Source organism: Legionella sainthelensi (assembly GCF_900637685.1).
In the GTDB taxonomy this organism is placed as follows: Bacteria; Pseudomonadota; Gammaproteobacteria; order Legionellales; family Legionellaceae; genus Legionella; species Legionella sainthelensi.
This window is the reverse complement of sequence record NZ_LR134388.1, coordinates 3,158,105-3,176,234: the sequence shown is the minus strand read 5'-3', so window position 1 is coordinate 3,176,234 and position 18,130 is coordinate 3,158,105. Positions and strand designations below refer to the sequence as shown.

The window sequence follows — 18,130 nt, the reverse complement described above, 5'->3', positions numbered from 1 at the left end:
ATCATCATCTAGATATATATTTTTCACGAATAATTTGTTGCATGGCAAAACCTTGATCTTTTAAAGAATTAAAAGCCTCGTCAATCATACCTGGATTTCCACATAAATAAATAATATCTTTTTCGGGATTAAGATTTAGAGATGGAAAAGCATGTTGTACATAGCCACTGAATTCATTTTCAATTAATTCTTCTTTGGGTTGGCGACTTAAGTAAGGTCTGAATGTAGCTTTAGGATGTTTTTGAACGAACTCCCGAAATTCATTAGCATAGAGAATCTCTTCGCGCCGTTGTACTCCCTCAAGAATAACTACTTGTAGTTCAGGATGTTGGTTCATAAGATTTTCAAGATCTTGGAGCATTGATCGGTATGGAGTAACCCCTGTACTTGTGGCTACCAAGATGAAACGCTCAAAGTGGCCGTCTTTCAGCGTTAATCGGCCGTAAGGACCACTGACTTGTATGGTATCACCAGGTTTTAAATGATACAGCAATTGAGTACCTGGGCCATTTTCAAAATAGCCTGCAGCGAGCTCAATTTTATTATCCTGTTTAGGGATATTGGCTATACTATAACTACGCTTTAATGTTTTACCTTCATGTTCAAAATGAATGGTAATAAATTGACCAGGAGAATAGTTAAAATATGGAAAAATCTGACAACTGAAAACAAAGTGTTTTACTTTAGGTGAGATCATAAAAGATTCTACTAAAGTGATGGGAAATGTATTTATTTGCATAATGAGTATAAACTTTATTATAAAATTTGAGATTATAACCTTGAAATGAAGTTAATATAAGCAAAAATTATGCATTATAAGTTTTAACGGCATATAATTATATTATGAACACACCAGATCTTGTTACAATGATAGGCAATTTAAGCCGTTCTTTATATCCGGTACAGCATTTTATTACCGGTGGGGCTTATATTCTAGGCATTTTATTTTTTATGACTGCTATTGCCAAACTCCGAAAAATAGCTGATTACAGGGCTCAGTCTTCTTCTCAGGAAAAGATGTATGGTCCAATGATGTATCTAATATTTGGAGCACTCCTGCTTTATTTGCCGTCTGCTTTGGACGTGATGGCCAATACGGCTTTTGGAGTTGGGAATATATTAACTTATAGTTCATACAATCCGTCAAATATATTTAGTTCAATGGGATTGCTCATTCAAACTATAGGTATATTATGGTTTGTTCGCGGTTCCGTTTTAGTAGCACATTCAAGCCATCCGGGGACGGGGCATGGGCCAAAAGGTTTAGCATTTATCTGCGCGGGAATTTTAGCGATGAATTTTGATAATACGATAGCTGCTTTGAATTATGTTGTGAATAACTTCGTGACTTGGACGCTTTAAGAATAAGTGATTACGGTTACTTCATATCCTCTAGTCTTCTCCACATATTCTGAGATTATTTGCTTTAGCAAAATCTAAGATTGATTGGTATAACAATGGACTTGATTCTTTAAGTTTAGGGTCAAGCAAAACGCATTGATAGCCTTCACTGTTTACACTTGGGCGCAATAAAGGGGAATAGCGAATACGGCTATTTTTGAAGCTCGCTAATGAACCACTCATTCGTTCAGCCCAATCACTGGGTCTGAATGTTTTTCCTTGATCGGTTATTCCTTCGATGATTATTGTTTTATTTTCTGCAGCAACCATAATACTATGCAATTTAAATACAGTGTGCTAAGTATAACATCATATAATAAATGCTGTATTGAAATTTATTCATTTTGTTGAAATAAATTTGTTTTAAATATAATTTGCAAAAGTATTTTTTATCCCTATTATGTCTAGATATTTTATTTAGGGGTTTTTTAAAGGTTATTAAGAATGGAAAAAGACAGTCATTCTGGTATTTATTTGTTGCCCAATCTGTTTACAACAGCAAGTTTGTTTGCCGCATTTTATTCTCTTGTTGCATCGATGAAAGGACAATTTGAAGCATCAATCATTGCAATATTTATCGGAATGATTGCAGACGGATTAGATGGACGAATTGCTCGTTTAACGCATACGCAGACAGCCTTTGGTGCCGAATACGATAGTTTATCTGATATGGTTACATTTGGCGTTGCGCCTTCACTTTTAGTCTATAATTTAATTTTAAGCCACTTAGGCAAAGTTGGGTGGTTAGTTGCATTTGTTTATACAGCAGCGGTTGCTTTACGTTTGGCTCGTTTTAATACTCAGCTCGAAACAGCAGATAAAAAATATTTTCAAGGATTGCCTTGCCCACCTTCTGCAGCAGTAATGGCTTCTTTTGCATGGTTATGCTATCAACATGAGTGGCAAAATGTTTTCGTTGCGGTATTAACCGCAATTTTATCATTAATTGCCTCTACATTAATGGTTTCCAATATTCGTTATTATAGTTTTAAGGAAGTAGATTTTAAGGGAAAAGTTCCATTTTTGTATGTATTAGTGATGATCATTTTATTTGTAGCTATTGCGGCTGATCCCTCATTCGTCTTATTTGTTGGATTTACTATTTATGCGATTTCTGGGGTAATTATGACTTTAATTGTTTTACATAAAGTGAGAAAGCAAAGAAGAAACCTGGAGAAATAGCGTTTAACTCGAATGATTTTTCTAGTTTTTTAATAAGCTTTGCTTGTGTTGCATTTTTTCAATGGTCCATGGATGTTACTAGAAGAATCCAATAAAACCCCCAGGGAAACAATCATAGACTTTGACGGGGGCATTGTGATTGATCCACGCTTTTAATCATAAAAATTTTATGCTCTCTTTAGCAACTAATAGCTGAATTCTTACAGAAGAGTTTGAAGTCAATAATGAAAATGTGGAGATAATCCAAGGAATAATGAGTTCACTCATGGCGCTGGGGAGGGGATATCCTAAGAAGCAGATAAATGGCTTGCAAATAGTTGAGCAAGCATGAGGATGAATCAGTGTAAAAGGTTTTGCCAAAGTCTTTGAATAAATGCGGTAAGAACGAGCGATTTTGTCGATTAAATAAGGATTATTACTCGCCTTCACCAAAAAAATTATTGATTAAGTGAGTTAATGCTTCATTCATTTGAACTTCATCAGGGCCATTGATTTCCATAATGATTTCAGCCCCTTGATTTGCGGCGAGCATCATTACACCCATAATGCTTTTCCCATTAACGGTCTGCGAATTACAGGTTACATCAATTTGGCTTTGAAATCTTGCGGCCGTTGAGACAAATTTTGCCGAAGCTCTAGCATGTAAGCCCAATTTATTAATTATTTTAATCGTTGTTTTTATCATAGCGCATACAATGTATCATGAAGTCTAAAATAAGTGTAGCCTGATAGGGATGAAAACATAGTATCAATTAAGAGGTTATACGAGTCCCTGGGACGAAATTTACCCAGGGTCCTCATTATAACCTCTTACCTAAGCGTTCTTTTGCTTGAGTACTGCGTTTTGTAAGTCATACCTTAATCATGATGACTACGGTTTTTTTCTTTATGTTTGATCAGTTGCCGATCTAATTTATCAATTAAAGTATCAATTGCAGTGTATAAATCATCAGATTCTGAACTGGCGTGCAGTTCACCTTTAGCGATATAAACAGTTGCTTCAGCAATTTGTCTTAATTTTTCTACACCAAAAACCACATTAATAGAAGTGATTTGATCAAAGTGACGCTCTAGCTTATCGAATTTTTCTTCGGTAAATGCTCTGATAGCAGGAGTAACATCCATATGATGTCCAGTGATGTTAATTTGCATAAAAATCTCCTAGTTGCTTTAGAATCATGAAAGGCCATGATGCTAATAATTAATATGAGTCCGATAAAAAACAATATTATTTTTTATATCGAATGACGTTTCTTTAAAATTGGAGCCGATATAAATGCTACGTATTTTACTGTACTCTCGTTAGTTATCAATTATTTTTCTTTCATTCGATGGAGCAATTCCCATTGCTTCACGATATTTTGCTACGGTTCGTCTTGCTACTTGAATCCCTTGTTTTTCTAGTAACTGGGTAATTTTACTGTCACTTAATGGTTTTTTTCTATTTTCGGCGGCAATTAATTTTTTAATCACGGCACGTATCGCTGTAGAAGAACATTCATCGCCAACATTTGTACTAATATGGCTAGAGAAGAAATATTTAAGTTCAAATACCCCCCGTGGCGTATGAATGAATTTTTGTGTGGTAACACGAGATACAGTGGATTCATGCATTTCTAGAGTTAAAGCAATGTCATTAAGAATTAATGGCTTCATTGCTTCTTCCCCGTATTCTAGAAATCCTTGTTGATACTCCATAATGCAGGTAGCTACTTTTAGTAGCGTTTCTTGTCGGCTTTGAATGCTTTTTAAAAACCATCGTGCTTCTTGCAGGTTATTTTTTAGAAATTGATTGTCTGCACTATTGTCTGCTCGTTGAATAAGTGATGCATATTGATTGTTAATGCTTAAATGAGGAAGCACACTCTGATTTAATTGAACTTTCCATTGATTATTGATCTTTTTAACAGTTAAATCCGGAATGATATATTCAGTAATGTCTTCATGAATTAAATTCCCAGGTTTAGGATTTAATTTTTGGATAATTTTTAATACGGAATCGATTGTTTTTTCAGTAATCTGGTGATTCTTCATCAGCTGTCTGTAATTATGCTGACCAAGTAATTCAATGTCTTTAGTAATAATCTTTTTGGTCAACGCTAAATGTCCGGTATCTTTAGGCAGTTGGGCCAGCTGTATCAGCAATGTTTCAGCTAAATTGATACAAGCACATCCTACAGGATCAAATAATTGGATGCGATGACGTACGGCCTCTATTTCATCTAAATCAAGGGGGTGTTCTTCACTGGTTAAACTTGCATGTAACTCAGCAATGTCCATACTTAGGAATCCATCACTGTTAATCGCATCGATAATGGCAGTAGCTATAGCTCGATCTATATCGCTCATAGGGGAAAGGGTAAGCTGCCATTTTAAATGATCTTTTAAGTTAGTAGTTGTGTAATGCAAGTTGTCAAAATTATAATCATTTTCTTCGAATGATGTGCGCTTATCCGAGCTTTGATATAATTCAGACCATTGAAAATCACTTTGATCATTCTCTTGCTCTCTAGGTTTATCGATTTCTATTTCTTCTTTGTCTTCGTTGGGCGTTGCCTCAAGCAAGGGATTTGATTCAAGAACAAGCTGAATTTCTTGTTGTAAATCAATAGTTGATAATTGCAAAATTCTTATCGCTTGTTGTAACTGTGGAGTTAAGGTTAAATGCTGGCTAATACTCAGTTGCAATGATGGTTTCATGCAAATCCTCTTTGTTTCATTGCTATTTACTATCAGTTTAAACGATTCGTAAGGATTATCCAGTATTTCACGGGGTTATTTAGAATAAAACTTGAGTGATAAAAAAGCCCCATATTGGGGCCTTAGATATTTATTTTACTTTTTTCTCTTTGAAGAGCACATGCTTACGTACTTTTGGATCATACATCATGAGTTCCATTTTTTCAGGATGGTTTCTTGGATTCTTCGTTGTCGTTTTGTAGTATCCAGTTCCTGCTGTGGACTCCATTTTCACTTTAATAGTGACAGCTGCCATGGTTTATCCCCTTAATTATATTTTTTCGCCTTTAGCTCTGAGTTTATCCAGAACTGCTTTTATACCTAACTTGTCTATAATACGCATACCTTTGGTACTAAGTTTTAATGTGACAAATCGTTTTTCTTCTTCAACCCAAAAACTGTGATTTTGAATATTAGGCAGAAAGCGTCTTTTAGTTTTATTGTTAGCGTGCGACACTTTGTGGCCAGTCATGGGTCGCTTGCCAGTTACCTGACATACTCTAGACATTATGTTACTCCAAAATAGGTTTTAATGTGCTTGTCTTTGTAAAATTCTGGGCAAATAGCCGGATGTGAAATACAAGAGCGGTTTTATATCAAAAAAATGGATTAGTTGCAAGATTTTTGTAAGAACATATAATTCTGACTTTAGATAAATTGGGTGTAAAGATGCAACGTAAGATAAAAAGTTATGTGTTACGAGCTGGACGAGTAAGTAATCGACAATGCCAAGGCTTGGATCTTTGGTTAAAGGATTATGAGCTCACTGTAAGTGGAACTCCGTGGGATTTATATAAGGAGTTTACGCGATCAGCAGATACTATTGTTGAAATAGGATTTGGAATGGGAGCTTCGTTGTTGACTATGGCAAAGAATAATCCAGAACTTAACTATATCGGAATAGAAGTACATCGTGCCGGAGTTGGGAGTTTGGCCGCTGATCTGCATGAGCATCAATTAACAAATGTGCGCATTGTGTCTCATGATGCTGTAGAGGTATTCCATACTCAAGTACTCGATAATTCACTTGCTGGTGTGCAGATTTTTTTTCCGGACCCATGGCATAAAAAGCGTCACCATAAAAGACGATTAATTCAGCCAGCATTTATTCAATTACTTGTACAAAAAATTAGACCTGGAGGATTTATTCACTGTGCTACTGATTGGCAGGAGTATGCAGAGCATATGCTCCATGTTTTATCTATGGAGCAAGCTTTAAGAAATCTTCAGACCGACGGTGGGTATTCTCCAAGACCTATATCGCGGCCACTGACAAAGTTTGAGAATCGAGGTGAGCGTTTAGGACACGGCGTTTGGGACCTGGTTTTTACTAAAGTTAACGTAACCTCGCCATAAAAGGTGTAGAGTTTGATCTTCTATTGTTCAATGTGTAATATAAATCTGGAAGTAACTTACAGAGGATGTAATCATGGAATTTATAACGGAAATCAATGCAGCTGTAAAATCGGGATTGCAAGGATTTAAACTATTTATTGAGCGAAAGCTTAGCCTAGATGCGAATTACTTAGCGCACCCATTTTGGATTGAACATGGTGAGCAAGTGACTGTTTTGAATTATTTAATTCAGCAGCATCAAGAGAAGCATATTAATGAAAAGGCTGCTTCTGACTTAACACAGTTTATTGATTTTGTTCTAAGTAGAGTAAAGGATAAAAATATTGGTGAACCCCTTCATCAGGCGCTGGCTCTAGGAAAATTACAGCTAGCCCTTCATCTCTTTGATACAGTTGATTTTGATGTGAATCGGCGTGATCAAGAGGGACGCACTTTATTATCTTTGGCTATAGAAACAAAAAATCGACATTTATTGAGAAAACTATTACAGTGCCATCCTGATGTAAATGCAACTTCGCGAATTACAGATGCCCGTGTTTCGTTTCAGCCATTACATCAAGCTATAGCTTTGGATTTCGCTTTTGGAGTCAGAAATTTAGCAAACGCTGGGGCGGATTTGTCGAATCCTTTAGGAGCGATGAAGGATACGCCAGTATTATTAGCGGCACGACAAGGTAAAATAAAAGCACTCGAAGCTTTATTAGAGTTTCCCGTGGACAAACTCGATCTTGAAGCAGAAAATAATAGTTTGTCTGCGGATAAAATGACAGCAGATAATGCGATTGAGTCACTTTGCAAACTATTAGCAAACGATAAAAATAATAAGGACTTAATTCGAGGTGTCGCTATGTTACTTTGTCGTGGTGCTGAACCGCCACGCAAAGAGTCTATGTGTCAGTTATTAGCAGATAAACGCGCTGATTTGCTTAAAGAAATAGATCGTTATATGAATTCTCGTCCTGAGCTTGTTGATCCTTTTGTGAATCGGTGTCATTTGGCAGAAAGTGCATTACATAAAATAATTTATGTGGATCACTCCTGGGGTAGCACGTTACGCCAGTTATTTGGCAGACCTAGCGAGGCTGCTTTTGTTATTGAGCGACTGGTTACACGCAAATACAGTCGTCGTCAAGAGGGAAGCTCTGAATCACCTGCGCTATCAACTGTTGCTGCAGTACCATTAAAAGGAGATGAGCCTCCTCTTAAACTCTATGCAGAATTTGTTCGACGTTATAATGAGGCTTATCAGAACCAACGAATTACAAATCCTTGGAGTACTATGCGATGGATGATTGCTGAAGGAAAATGCAATTGGGAAATGGTGAAGCAATATGCACGTAATCATCCAGGAACTCGGACACAGATTATCTATGATGACATGTTTAAAACTTTACCTAAAATGGAGATGCATGAACAAATTGAGAATACAACCGGAACACTTCATTGTAATGTCAGGCTTTAAATGTGTGGCTGTTTAAGCAGGGAGATAACCGTACCAAGATTAAGGATTAATTAAGCTTATGATATAATAGTTGAGTTTGTTGTTTTGGGGTATACGGTATGAACGTCAGTTTATTGCTCTTAATCTTCATTTGTTTTATTGGAATGATTAGTCCAGGACCAGATTTTCTATTGGTTACAAAAAATGCGCTCTTATACCCCAAACGCCAGGCGTTGGCTACCGCTTTTGGTATTGTTTCAGGATGTCTTTTCCATGCTACATACTGCATTTTGGGTTTAGCATTAATTATTACCCAAAGCAGTGTCATTTTTACAACTGTAAAGTATGCAGGAGCCTGTTATTTAATTTATCTTGGATTTAACGGTTTAAGTTCTAAGAAAATGAAAAAAGTACATTCAGATATTTCTTCTATGAAAAATATTACTCTTTTGAGAGCTTATACAGAAGGCGTGCTATGTAACGCCCTGAATCCTAAGCTGGCTTTTTTTCTACTCAGTTTGTTTACGCAGTTTGTTTCAATTAATGCAGCATTTAGTGATAAAGCTTTAGTTGCGGGAGTCTTTTTGGTTGAATCGGCTCTTTATTGGCCTCTTTTGGTGTTATTCTTACAATCACACCATATTCGGAAGCTGTTTACTCATGTTCAAGCTTCTTTAAGTCGTGTATTTGGTGGCTTGTTGGTGTATCTAGGTTTTCGAGTGATGTTAAGTAGCAATGTTTAAATTTCATTGATGCAACGTTACTCTATTTCATGCCACTAAAACTTATCATTAAAACGATATTGCGGGGAGCAGAATGCCAGAATTAACTTTAGGAATGAAAAAAACAGAGCTGGATACACCTTGTTTAGTGATTGATAAAAATATTCTGAAGTCTAATTTAGAAGCAATGAAAAAACATGCGATTGAGAATAAAATAAATATCAGACCTCATTGTAAAACGCATAAGTGCTCAAAATTAGCTAAGTTACAGATTGAGTACGGAGCAATAGGTGTAAGTGTTGCAAAAATTTCCGAGGCTGAAGTTCTCATTAAGGAAAAAATACCTAATATACTTATCACGTCACCGATTATCACAAAAAATAAAATTTCTAGGCTGATTGCTTGTTTGGAAAATGCCCCTTCTACCATGCTTGTTGTGGATAATAAAGAAAACATTCTTGCTTTAAATGAAGCGGGGGCAAAGCACAATAAAATGATTCATGTGCTCATCGATGTTGATCCAGGCGTGGGACGCACTGGAATAAAACCAGAACATGCCTTAAGTTTTGCACGGGAAATCCAACGATTACCGTGGCTACATTTGATGGGAGTTCAATGTTATGCAGGTAATTTACAGCATATCCCTTCTTTTAATGAGCGCAGAGAACGATCCTTACATACAATGCAGATGGCAAGTGAAATTGTAAAGCATCTCAAAGAAAGTGGTTTTAATTGCCCCATATTAACTGGTACTGGAACAGGAACTTATGACATAGATATTGAGGCAACCGAGGTCACTGAAATTCAACCAGGTTCTTATACTGTAATGGATGTCCAATATACTAAGATTGGCTCCAAGCATAACGACAAACAATTTGATCTATTTAGACCAGCGATGAGTCTTCTTACTACCGTTATCAGTAATAATAGAACCGAACATGTTACGGTAGATGCAGGAACCAAATCGATTTATGTAGATCACCTGAAACCAAAGGTAATAAGTCATCAGGGATTGACTTATGATTGGGGAGGATTTGGTGACGAGCATGGCAAAATTTCAGCAATGAACACTTCAAAATTACCCTCTGTGGGAGAGGTGATTGAGCTAATAGTTCCTCATTGCGATCCAACCATTAATCTTTTTGATCAATTTTTTATTACCGAACAGGATATTGTAACCGATGTTTGGAAGATCGATCTTAGAGGAAAATCTCAGTAGGATGCTTGCTTAAACTTCATATACCCCCTAGAATTCTATTTTTCTTAAAATTGGCCAGGAGAGTAGTACATGGGGTGGAATGAGCCAGATAAGGGTAAAGAGCCTTGGAAGGGTAAAAATCAGCCTCCAGATTTGGATGAAGCGCTGAAGCGTATTCATGAGAAGCTGAAGAAGGTTCTTTTTGGCGGCACTGCAAAAACAAATAATGAGCCTTCTAAAAAATCAAATGGTGGATTAGTTGCCATGATGATTATTCTGCTTGCTTTTCTCCTTTGGGCTCTTTCTGGTATTTTCATCGTCGATCCTGCTGAACAGGCGGTTATTCTTCGTTTTGGTAAATATGTAGAAACAGTAGGATCAGGACCACATTGGATACCGCGAATTATTTCCTCCAAAATTATTATGAATGTGGATCGAGTATTGGATTATTCCTATTCTGCACAAATGCTTACCAGTGATGAAAATTTGGTTGCTGTCTCTTTAGCAGTACAATATCGTATTGGTGATTTAGAACAGTATTTATTTAACGTAGCTAATCCAGAGGAAAGTTTGCAGCAAGCAACTTCCAGTGCATTAAGACAGGTGGTTGGCGCGACTACGTTGAATCAAATGATTACTGAAGGGCGTGAAGTCTGGGGAAATCAAGTTCAAGATACCCTGGTAAAAACGCTTAATTTATATAACACAGGTATTGTCATCGTTAATGTGGCACCTCAACCCGCCCGAGCTCCTGAAAGTGTACAAGAAGCTTTTGATGATGCTATCAAAGCTCAAGAAGATGAAAAGCGGTTTAAGGCACAAGCGTATGCGTATGTAGCTAAGGTAATACCCATTGCAGAGGGTAAAGCAAGCCGTATTCAGCAAGAAGCAGAGGCTTATTCAAAACAAGTTGTTTTGAACGCCCAGGGCGAGGTTTCTGAGTTTTTGGCTTTACTTTCTCAATACAAGGTTGCACCTGAGGTTATGGCTGAACGCATGTATTTGGAAACCATGGAAAAGGTACTGAATAAAACCAGTAAGATTATTGTTGATAGCAAATCAGGCAATTTATTGTATTTACCTTTAGATCAGTTAGTTACAAAGTCGTCTGCCCTTCTGGAAACAGCAAAAAATAATAAAACAGGAACTGATGAATCTAATGAAATAGAGAGTTTAGTTGATGGACGCGAATTGACAAGACCAGTTTATCGACAAGGGAGAAATTAATAATGAAAAATACAGGCAGGGCCCTTGGCATATTGATCTTTTTAATATTTCTAGTTTTACTCACTACAGTATTTACCATAACTCAAGGACAACACGGTATTCTTTTGCGTCTAGGGCGCTTGGTTAATGATGGAGCAACTAATAAAGTTAAGGTTTTGAATCCAGGGCTGCATTTTAAAGTGCCGTTTATTGAAAATGTACGTATTTTTGATACTCGAATACAAACGAAGGATATTAAATCAACTCGTATTGTTACTCGGGAAAAGAAAGATGTAATGGTTGATTATTACGTTAAATGGCAAATTGTGGATTTAGCACAATATTTTAAATCCACTGGGGGTAGCGAATTTAAAGCTGAAACTTTGCTGGAACAACAATTAAATACTTTATTACGTGCACAATTTGGTAAACGTACTATTCCTGAGGTGGTATCAGGGGGACGTGATGATGTGATGCAGTTGCTTCGTAAAGCAGCTCAAAAGCAGGCAGGTGAATTAGGCATTAATGTTGTAGATGTACGTATTAAAGGTATCGAGTTGCCAGCAAGTACCAGCAACGAAATTTATCAGCGTATGCGTGCCGACATGCAAGAAATTGCCAACAGACACCGAGCTGATGGCCAGGCAGCTGCTGAACAGATTCAAGCCAAAGCGGATGCGGATGTTATGGTTTTATTAGCAAAAACGCGTAGTGCCGCGCAAAAAGTTAGGGCAATTGGACAGGCGAAAGCTGCATCAATTTATGCGGAAGCATATAGTCAAAATAAGGAATTTTTTGTTTTATATCGTAGCTTATTGGCTTATGAAGGTAGTTTTAAAAGTAAAAAAGATATTTTAGTTTTGGATCAAAGCAGCTCATTTTTTGATTATTTTAAGCAAGCTACTCCAAAAAATGATGGTGTACCTGTTAAAAAATAACTATAATGACCAATTTTGTTGAAATTGGGTTCAGAACTTTTTCAATTAAGAGCAATAAAGAGCATTTTGCAAATTAAGAGTGGATCATGGGTAAAAACGTTGTTGTTTTAGGAACACAGTGGGGCGATGAAGGCAAAGGTAAAATTGTCGATTTATTAACGCAAGATGCACAGGTTGTTGTTCGTTATCAAGGTGGGCATAATGCTGGTCATACTTTAAAAATTAATGGGGTTAAAACTGTTTTACGCCTCATTCCTTCAGGTATGTTAAGGCAGCATGTACTTTGTTATATTGCAAACGGGGTAGTGCTCTCACCAGATGCGTTACTGAGTGAAATAAAAGAGCTGGAAAATACGGGGATTGATGTTCGTTCTCGTTTGCGTATTAGTAAGGCTTGTCCTCTAATTCTCCCTTGCCATGTTGCGATGGATAAAGCCCGTGAAGCACATATGGGAAATTCTGCTATTGGCACCACGGGGAGAGGTATAGGCCCAGCTTATGAAGATAAAGTCGCTCGTCGTGCATTAAAGGTCAGTGATCTCTTCCATCCAGAGCGTTTTGCCACGAAATTGGAAGATCTTCTCGATTATTACAATTTTATTTTGACTCAATATTTCAAGCAACCTCCTGTAGCACTTCAACCTTTATTGGATGCTGCCTTAGAATGGGCTGAAGAATTGCGTCCCATGGTTTATGATGTTTCGACTTGCTTACATGAGCATAGAGAGCGAGGAGATAACATTCTATTTGAAGGAGCTCAAGGTGTATATCTTGATATCGATCATGGAACATATCCTTTTGTCACTTCTTCAAATACCTGCGTGGGCTCTGTGATCAATGGTGCAGGCTTTGGTCCTAAATATATTGATTATGTTTTAGGAATTACAAAGGCTTATACCACTCGAGTTGGGGGTGGCCCTTTTCCCACGGAACTTTTTAATGATGTAGGAAAGCGGATTGCTGAACGCGGACAAGAGTTTGGTGCAGTTACAGGTAGACCTCGACGATGTGGATGGTTTGATGCGGTTTTATTAAAGCGATCAATTGAATTGAATAGTATTACAGGTCTGTGTATTACTAAGTTAGATGTTTTAGATAACTTAGATGTACTACGTATCGCTGTCGCTTATAAAGACAGTAAAGGTAATTTAATTTCAAGACCGCCACAAGCTGCTGTTGATTTTGAAGATTTGGAGCCTGTTTATGAGGATATGCCAGGCTGGCAGGAATCGACTGCTGACATTAAAAATATGAAGGATTTACCCGATAACGCCATTGCTTATCTAAAACGAATTGAATCGCTGCTGAATATTCCTGTTGATATACTATCAACTGGTCCTGAGCGGGATTCGACAATTATTTTACGTGATCCTTTTAAAGTTTAAGATGTATCGATAATCTTTCCTACTCTCTCCGTGTCGGGCTTTATACCCGACACGTACCTTAGCAAGAATTTAACATTAGTTTAAAATAGATTCACAACACAGACATCTCGCTCATAAAGTTCGAACATTGGGGGGTAAATGAATTATTAACTCGTGTGAAAATGTCGAAAGATTTAATCAGAGCAAAATATTTTAATTCAACAATAAGTTAGTGCATCGTAATTTAAACCATTTCCGTGCATCCCGACTGGTTCGTAGTATCCAAAAATGGTGCTATTGGCCATTCAAACTAATGGATAATGTGAGCAAGCCTACGGTACATAAGGATCAGTGACTATAGTCTTTATTTTAAATCATTGGTTGTTTTAGAAGGCTATCAATAAACTATTATAGTAAGGTTGTTAACTACGAAAGCAGCAAGCGTATTGAGGGTATCTTGCAAGATGCAGTGTATGGTAAGGCTGGCTTCTTTTTGCGCAAATGACAAAATCACCTATAAGCCCAAGGGCGGTAGATACTCAGCTTCCGCAAAACATAGGTTAAAATGTACTCTCAAATTGATTCAGTTTTTGTTCTAAATTCCATTGTAATTGGGCTTTTTCACTTGTTTTAATAAATTGCTTGCAGTTTATACTGTTTAAATCGTGGCAATCTTGAACAAGCTGAGCTTTATTGGGATCTGTCCAGATGCTTTTTCCAGGTAAAAATGCATAAGTAATCGCATTTCTATTGATTTGCTTTATGGTTTGATAATCTAAACCATGGTGCAGTACTGCTTCTACATATTGTTGAGTTAAATTGGTCCTTAATATCCCCTCATCATCCGTAGACAAAACGACAGGAACATGGTGTTTTAGGTAATAATTAAGTGGGTGTTTGCGACCAGAAATATTTAATATTTTAAGATTGCTAATTAAATTAATTTCTACTGCTTTTTGATGATTAGCCATATAGTCCAATGTATCTTGGACATCGCTTTCATTGGCGATATCTACACCATGCCCAATTCTTTGGGCTTGTCCAGTAAACAGAGCATCATGTATGTGATAATCTAAATCTTTAGGGGTAACAATCTCTTGAGTTAATTCGCCGGCATGTAACGCAATATTTACTTGAGGGTAAATTTCATGAAGGTACTGATACATCTGCATTTGCTGATGATAATCTCGTAAGGAAATAACTCCGTCCTCAGGTTGCACTAAGTTAACCCCAACTAAGACTCCTTTGTTTTTTATGGATTGTGCTACAGCTTCAAACGCATTAAGTGTTTGTGCAAAAAGGTTATCTAAAGGTTGTTCTCTAAGTGAGTAATATAAAAACTTTATTTGTATTTGGCAGCCTTTTTTTTCTGGGTAAGCCGTACATCCCAGTTCTTGGCGTGCTTTTTGAAGGATATGTTCTGCTTCTATGGCAGTATGATTAATGTTGTCTTGATAGTCTTTATTTGCTAATAAAAGCGCTCTTTTTTCATTAAAGGTAGTTGTGTTTTTTAGTAAATCACCAAAACTCAGTGAATGAGCATTATCAGGTAAAAGCATTAATTCCATATATTGCTCATTTTGTTGTGCTGCGACTTCCAGTACAGCAGCCACTAATTCAGGCTGATAATCTTCTACTATAGCGTTAAATTTATCAAATGAATTAAAAAAATGATCATGTCCTGACTCTTTTCCAGGAACAAAGTCCTCCATAGACCAGCTTTTCACTGTATTTGCATAAATGTCCGGTTGTTTGAGTAAAATTTTAGTGTTCATTTCATTACAACCCGTGAATTTTTTACTCACTTTTGAGGTCAATGTATTCAAGCAATAATTTTTTTTAGATGCGAGATCTAACATTATTTCAGGATATGCCCCGCCAGCTAAATGATAATGGAGCTCACCGCCTTTAGGCATACTTTTAAAAAATGCATATAAAGAATTAGGATCGTCTTTTATTTGATCAAAGTGGGATTGCACACTTGCTTGAGCAATAGACAAGAAAGAGAAACTAAGAAAACATAAAGTTGACTTCAAATAATTCATGATGAGCTTCTGGTTGTCATTTTATGGGTGAATTATTGCATAATTATTATTAATTCCCAACCATTGTATTTAGCTTCTATTCATAGCAAAATAATTTTGTCATTGTTTTGTTCGTGATTTTGGAAATGCGCTGAATGAAGATGATTTCTCTAGCAACCAATTACTAAGCAGGCTAATCAATTAGGAAAATAAATATGAAATATTTTTTATCAAAATACATTGTTCTAACTACATTTTTTGTCTTATTGATGACTGGCTTCAATGTAACCGCATCTAACTCAACAGATACAGCAAAGAAAATAACGATTAATGTTGGTATTTATGCTCCCTTTACTCATAAATCTGCAGTTGTCGGTAGAAATATGCTGGGGGCAATGGAAATCGCGCGCGATCAATTAAAATCATCTGACATTACTTATGAGTTTTATACTCTGGATAAGATGCCAGATAACACCCAAGCCACGACAACATTACAGAAATTTATTGATACACATCATATTAATGTGCTATTGACCGAAGGAGCTGATAGCGGTGCTTTAGTGGCACCATTAGCAAAAAAAAATAACATCATTCATTTTTGTTTAACCAATGATTCGGTAATTACCGATGGTAAAAATAACTTTTTAGCGCAAGGTGCTCATCATCAAAATGCAGTCGCTTTAACTAAAACAACCAAGCCTGAGTTTATTGCACAGTTCAAACAAGAATACTTTAGTCATCCTATTACTCAAGCCGGTTATGCTTACGATATTTTTCATATCGTTCATAATAGCGCCGTGCTTGCAATGAAAACCAATACTGATTTCTCCAGTCAAGCAGTCGCCACACATCTTTTAGCTCTTGAACCGGGAGTTGGTGTCATGGGGACATTTAATGTGGATAAAAAAGGGGTTTTCTATAAAAAACCAATGCTGACTGCGTAAGTTTTGGGTATATGAACCAAAGCTACTAAAAGCCGTGGAAACGGCTTTTAGTTTATCAAAAAAATCTCATTCAGGCCCAGCCCAACATAAAGTGAGGAGCATATGTTATTGATATATGCTGTGATTAAGCACATACAATGTGCAAATCAAGAAAGAGCTATAATTTGAAAGTCATGGATATTGGCTATGATTCCATTTTCCCATCCACCAATAATTAAATTATCGGCATTACTTTTTAATAAGGTGGCTACTTTTCCGGAAAAATGGGTTGTTTGGCTATTTTTATCTGGAAAAGTGTCAAAGATTGCATAAGTATCTGTATCGGCTTTCAATGCGACCCACAAATAGGTTTGCGGCTCTGTGGTATCAATAACTTGTGCTGCTTCATGTAAAAAGAGTTCAATTTCTTGATTTTTTCCTGGTTTTACTTTGAAAACAATCAAATTAGCTACTTTAGAATTTAAAATCTTTCTTTTATTAAAATGATTTGTAGTGACGAGGTCAAAATTATTAATATTTTTCACCACTCCATTTTCCCAGCCATTTTGTACTAATTTAGATGCATTTTCTTTTAAAGCGTTGGCTACCTGACCAGAAAAATGCTTTTCTCTACCAGTTTCGTTATAAAAAAGATCAAAAATAGCAAAATGCTCCTTTTCTTTTAATGCAAACCAAAGTGGGGTGCCTGGTTCTGTTTTGCGTACTAAAGAACTTCCTGTATACAAAAACTCTTCCAATTGTAATGCTGTTTCCGGTTTGCTTTTTAAAGAGATATAAGTGGCTTTTTCAATGGTTAAAGTATCAGTATTCATGGTTTGTTTGCTCGCATAATTGTTGGTTGAAAGTCCCAAGGTTAAGATACATGTTGTGAAAAGCAATTTAAGTTTCATCGATACTCCTATAATAACTATCTATCAATAGATAGATTGAATGAATAAAAAATTTTACCCTATTTTTTTGATGAATTGTTTTACAATTTCAATATAAGCAAAATCATGATACAAACGTGACAAAAGTAAACCTCCTTCAATTTGAATTAATAAATATTTTGGTAGATTGTCTCTTGAATACAAAGCATCAACGGAGTCATTCTTATAATGCTCTATATCAAGCAACTCCTTCATCCATTTTTCGATCGCATCAAAAAAATGACGAACTTTCTTTTTAAGTTTTTCGGGCAAAGAAAGCACATCAGATGCTAGAATGCCACCCAGGCACATTTTCATTTCATCGTGTAATGTCAATGATAAAATCACATCAACGACATGTAACAGTTTCGCTTGTAAAGTAAGCGCTTGATTAGATTTTAGTTCATTTAATACAAGCAGCACACGCTCTAGTTGCCAATCAATCACAGCAACAGCAAGATCCTCTTTAGTAGGGTAATAATAATGAATACTCGATGTTTTAATTCCTACTATCAAGGCAATATCTTTATAGCTAAAAGCATTATAACCCATTCTCTGAATTAAGCTTTCTGCTGTATTTAGTATTTTTTCTTGCATTACTGTCAGTTTCATAATGTTTATTCTATCTATTAGTAGATAAATGTCAAGTTTTTAATTATTGAATGGATTTGCACTTGCGTGAAAATAAAAAAAATCTTGGGCCAACG

The 18,130-nt window shown here is 36.3% G+C and carries 20 protein-coding genes; 10 read left to right on the top strand and 10 right to left on the bottom strand.

Translation table 11 applies throughout. The features are described from left to right. Positions 1–4 precede the first annotated feature (4 nt). Complete coding sequence (locus EL220_RS13980; protein WP_027269656.1) at positions 5–739, bottom strand: ferredoxin--NADP reductase; 735 nt, start codon at positions 737–739, stop codon at positions 5–7. 104 nt (positions 740–843) lie between these two features. On the opposite strand from EL220_RS13980, the gene EL220_RS13975 reads away from it, so the two are divergent. Beyond that, positions 844–1,362, top strand: a complete 519-nt coding sequence (locus EL220_RS13975) for a hypothetical protein (protein ID WP_027269657.1) — start codon at positions 844–846, stop codon at positions 1,360–1,362. Positions 1,363–1,392: 30 nt separating this feature from the next. Here EL220_RS13975 and EL220_RS13970 read toward each other — a convergent pair whose 3' ends face one another. Beyond that, positions 1,393–1,671, bottom strand: coding sequence for a DUF3579 domain-containing protein (locus EL220_RS13970; RefSeq protein ID WP_003635287.1), 279 nt, complete (start codon positions 1,669–1,671; stop codon positions 1,393–1,395). A 174-nt stretch (positions 1,672–1,845) separates the two neighbouring features. Here EL220_RS13970 and pssA point away from each other — a divergent pair, with 174 nt between their 5' ends. Then, positions 1,846–2,583 carry a CDP-diacylglycerol--serine O-phosphatidyltransferase gene (pssA, locus tag EL220_RS13965; RefSeq protein WP_027269658.1) on the top strand — a complete coding sequence of 246 codons (738 nt, stop codon included), beginning with the start codon at positions 1,846–1,848 and terminating at the stop codon, positions 2,581–2,583. A gap of 415 nt (positions 2,584–2,998) precedes the next feature. Here the strand turns inward: pssA and EL220_RS13960 are convergent, their stop codons facing one another. The 5 genes from EL220_RS13960 to rpmB all read right to left on the bottom strand — a co-directional run bounded on the left by EL220_RS13960 (position 2,999) and on the right by rpmB (position 5,830). After that, entirely contained in the window at positions 2,999–3,268 is a 270-nt protein-coding gene (locus EL220_RS13960) for an HPr family phosphocarrier protein (protein ID WP_027269659.1), read from the bottom strand. Positions 3,269–3,441: 173 nt separating this feature from the next. Further along, a complete protein-coding gene (gene hpf, locus EL220_RS13955; protein ID WP_027269660.1) occupies positions 3,442–3,735 on the bottom strand; it encodes a ribosome hibernation-promoting factor, HPF/YfiA family in 294 nt (97 codons plus the stop codon). Positions 3,736–3,885: 150 nt separating this feature from the next. After that, positions 3,886–5,283, bottom strand: coding sequence for an RNA polymerase factor sigma-54 (locus tag EL220_RS13950; RefSeq protein WP_027269661.1), 1,398 nt, complete (start codon positions 5,281–5,283; stop codon positions 3,886–3,888). Between the two features lie 130 nt (positions 5,284–5,413). Further along, the gene (gene rpmG, locus EL220_RS13945; protein ID WP_003635328.1) at positions 5,414–5,578 is read right to left on the bottom strand and encodes a 50S ribosomal protein L33; all 165 of its coding nucleotides are present in this window, start codon (positions 5,576–5,578) and stop codon (positions 5,414–5,416) included. Positions 5,579–5,593: 15 nt separating this feature from the next. Beyond that, positions 5,594–5,830, bottom strand: a complete 237-nt coding sequence (rpmB, locus tag EL220_RS13940; protein ID WP_003635329.1) for a 50S ribosomal protein L28 — start codon at positions 5,828–5,830, stop codon at positions 5,594–5,596. A gap of 161 nt (positions 5,831–5,991) precedes the next feature. Here rpmB and trmB point away from each other — a divergent pair, with 161 nt between their 5' ends. From trmB to EL220_RS13905, 7 genes are all read left to right on the top strand, one after another. Continuing rightward, positions 5,992–6,678, top strand: coding sequence for a tRNA (guanosine(46)-N7)-methyltransferase TrmB (gene trmB, locus EL220_RS13935; RefSeq protein WP_027269662.1), 687 nt, complete (start codon positions 5,992–5,994; stop codon positions 6,676–6,678). A 73-nt stretch (positions 6,679–6,751) separates the two neighbouring features. Next, a complete protein-coding gene (ankC, locus tag EL220_RS13930; RefSeq protein WP_027269663.1) occupies positions 6,752–8,140 on the top strand; it encodes a Dot/Icm T4SS effector AnkC/LegA12 in 1,389 nt (462 codons plus the stop codon). A 98-nt stretch (positions 8,141–8,238) separates the two neighbouring features. After that, entirely contained in the window at positions 8,239–8,862 is a 624-nt protein-coding gene (locus tag EL220_RS13925) for a LysE family translocator (RefSeq protein WP_027269664.1), read from the top strand. Between the two features lie 73 nt (positions 8,863–8,935). Next, positions 8,936–10,060 (top strand): DSD1 family PLP-dependent enzyme, encoded by a 1,125-nt coding sequence (locus EL220_RS13920; protein ID WP_027269665.1) that lies wholly within the window; start codon positions 8,936–8,938, stop codon positions 10,058–10,060. A 69-nt stretch (positions 10,061–10,129) separates the two neighbouring features. Next, positions 10,130–11,266: an FtsH protease activity modulator HflK gene (gene hflK / locus EL220_RS13915; RefSeq protein WP_027269666.1), complete on the top strand. Its 1,137-nt coding sequence runs from the start codon at positions 10,130–10,132 to the stop codon at positions 11,264–11,266. A gap of 2 nt (positions 11,267–11,268) precedes the next feature. After that, the gene (gene hflC / locus EL220_RS13910) at positions 11,269–12,183 is read left to right on the top strand and encodes a protease modulator HflC (RefSeq protein WP_027269667.1); all 915 of its coding nucleotides are present in this window, start codon (positions 11,269–11,271) and stop codon (positions 12,181–12,183) included. 86 nt (positions 12,184–12,269) lie between these two features. Further along, positions 12,270–13,568: an adenylosuccinate synthase gene (locus EL220_RS13905; RefSeq protein ID WP_027269668.1), complete on the top strand. Its 1,299-nt coding sequence runs from the start codon at positions 12,270–12,272 to the stop codon at positions 13,566–13,568. 539 nt (positions 13,569–14,107) lie between these two features. On the opposite strand, the gene EL220_RS13900 is transcribed toward EL220_RS13905, so the two are convergent. Next, positions 14,108–15,592 carry an adenosine deaminase family protein gene (locus EL220_RS13900; RefSeq protein ID WP_027269669.1) on the bottom strand — a complete coding sequence of 495 codons (1,485 nt, stop codon included), beginning with the start codon at positions 15,590–15,592 and terminating at the stop codon, positions 14,108–14,110. 194 nt (positions 15,593–15,786) lie between these two features. On the opposite strand from EL220_RS13900, the gene EL220_RS13895 reads away from it, so the two are divergent. Continuing rightward, entirely contained in the window at positions 15,787–16,515 is a 729-nt protein-coding gene (locus EL220_RS13895) for a type 1 periplasmic-binding domain-containing protein (protein WP_027269670.1), read from the top strand. A gap of 146 nt (positions 16,516–16,661) precedes the next feature. Here the strand turns inward: EL220_RS13895 and EL220_RS13890 are convergent, their stop codons facing one another. Together EL220_RS13890 and EL220_RS13885 are read right to left on the bottom strand one after the other, a co-directional pair. Continuing rightward, complete coding sequence (locus EL220_RS13890) at positions 16,662–17,405, bottom strand: hypothetical protein (protein WP_232002476.1); 744 nt, start codon at positions 17,403–17,405, stop codon at positions 16,662–16,664. Positions 17,406–17,459: 54 nt separating this feature from the next. Continuing rightward, positions 17,460–18,035 carry a TetR/AcrR family transcriptional regulator gene (locus tag EL220_RS13885; RefSeq protein WP_027269672.1) on the bottom strand — a complete coding sequence of 192 codons (576 nt, stop codon included), beginning with the start codon at positions 18,033–18,035 and terminating at the stop codon, positions 17,460–17,462. Positions 18,036–18,130 lie beyond the last annotated feature (95 nt).

Coding starts and splice junctions, on each gene's coding strand:
- EL220_RS13885 (WP_027269672.1), bottom strand. CDS start 18,035: ATGAAACTGACAGTAATGCAAGAAAAAATACTAAATACAGCAGAAAGC.
- rpmB (WP_003635329.1), bottom strand. CDS start 5,830: ATGTCTAGAGTATGTCAGGTAACTGGCAAGCGACCCATGACTGGCCAC.
- EL220_RS13900 (WP_027269669.1), bottom strand. CDS start 15,592: ATGAATTATTTGAAGTCAACTTTATGTTTTCTTAGTTTCTCTTTCTTG.
- ankC (WP_027269663.1), top strand. CDS start 6,752: ATGGAATTTATAACGGAAATCAATGCAGCTGTAAAATCGGGATTGCAA.
- EL220_RS13975 (WP_027269657.1), top strand. CDS start 844: ATGAACACACCAGATCTTGTTACAATGATAGGCAATTTAAGCCGTTCT.
- EL220_RS13970 (WP_003635287.1), bottom strand. CDS start 1,671: ATGGTTGCTGCAGAAAATAAAACAATAATCATCGAAGGAATAACCGAT.
- pssA (WP_027269658.1), top strand. CDS start 1,846: ATGGAAAAAGACAGTCATTCTGGTATTTATTTGTTGCCCAATCTGTTT.
- hflC (WP_027269667.1), top strand. CDS start 11,269: ATGAAAAATACAGGCAGGGCCCTTGGCATATTGATCTTTTTAATATTT.
- trmB (WP_027269662.1), top strand. CDS start 5,992: ATGCAACGTAAGATAAAAAGTTATGTGTTACGAGCTGGACGAGTAAGT.
- EL220_RS13890 (WP_232002476.1), bottom strand. CDS start 17,405: ATGAAACTTAAATTGCTTTTCACAACATGTATCTTAACCTTGGGACTT.
- EL220_RS13960 (WP_027269659.1), bottom strand. CDS start 3,268: ATGATAAAAACAACGATTAAAATAATTAATAAATTGGGCTTACATGCT.
- EL220_RS13895 (WP_027269670.1), top strand. CDS start 15,787: ATGAAATATTTTTTATCAAAATACATTGTTCTAACTACATTTTTTGTC.
- EL220_RS13950 (WP_027269661.1), bottom strand. CDS start 5,283: ATGAAACCATCATTGCAACTGAGTATTAGCCAGCATTTAACCTTAACT.
- EL220_RS13925 (WP_027269664.1), top strand. CDS start 8,239: ATGAACGTCAGTTTATTGCTCTTAATCTTCATTTGTTTTATTGGAATG.
- EL220_RS13980 (WP_027269656.1), bottom strand. CDS start 739: ATGCAAATAAATACATTTCCCATCACTTTAGTAGAATCTTTTATGATC.
- EL220_RS13905 (WP_027269668.1), top strand. CDS start 12,270: ATGGGTAAAAACGTTGTTGTTTTAGGAACACAGTGGGGCGATGAAGGC.
- rpmG (WP_003635328.1), bottom strand. CDS start 5,578: ATGGCAGCTGTCACTATTAAAGTGAAAATGGAGTCCACAGCAGGAACT.
- EL220_RS13920 (WP_027269665.1), top strand. CDS start 8,936: ATGCCAGAATTAACTTTAGGAATGAAAAAAACAGAGCTGGATACACCT.
- hpf (WP_027269660.1), bottom strand. CDS start 3,735: ATGCAAATTAACATCACTGGACATCATATGGATGTTACTCCTGCTATC.
- hflK (WP_027269666.1), top strand. CDS start 10,130: ATGGGGTGGAATGAGCCAGATAAGGGTAAAGAGCCTTGGAAGGGTAAA.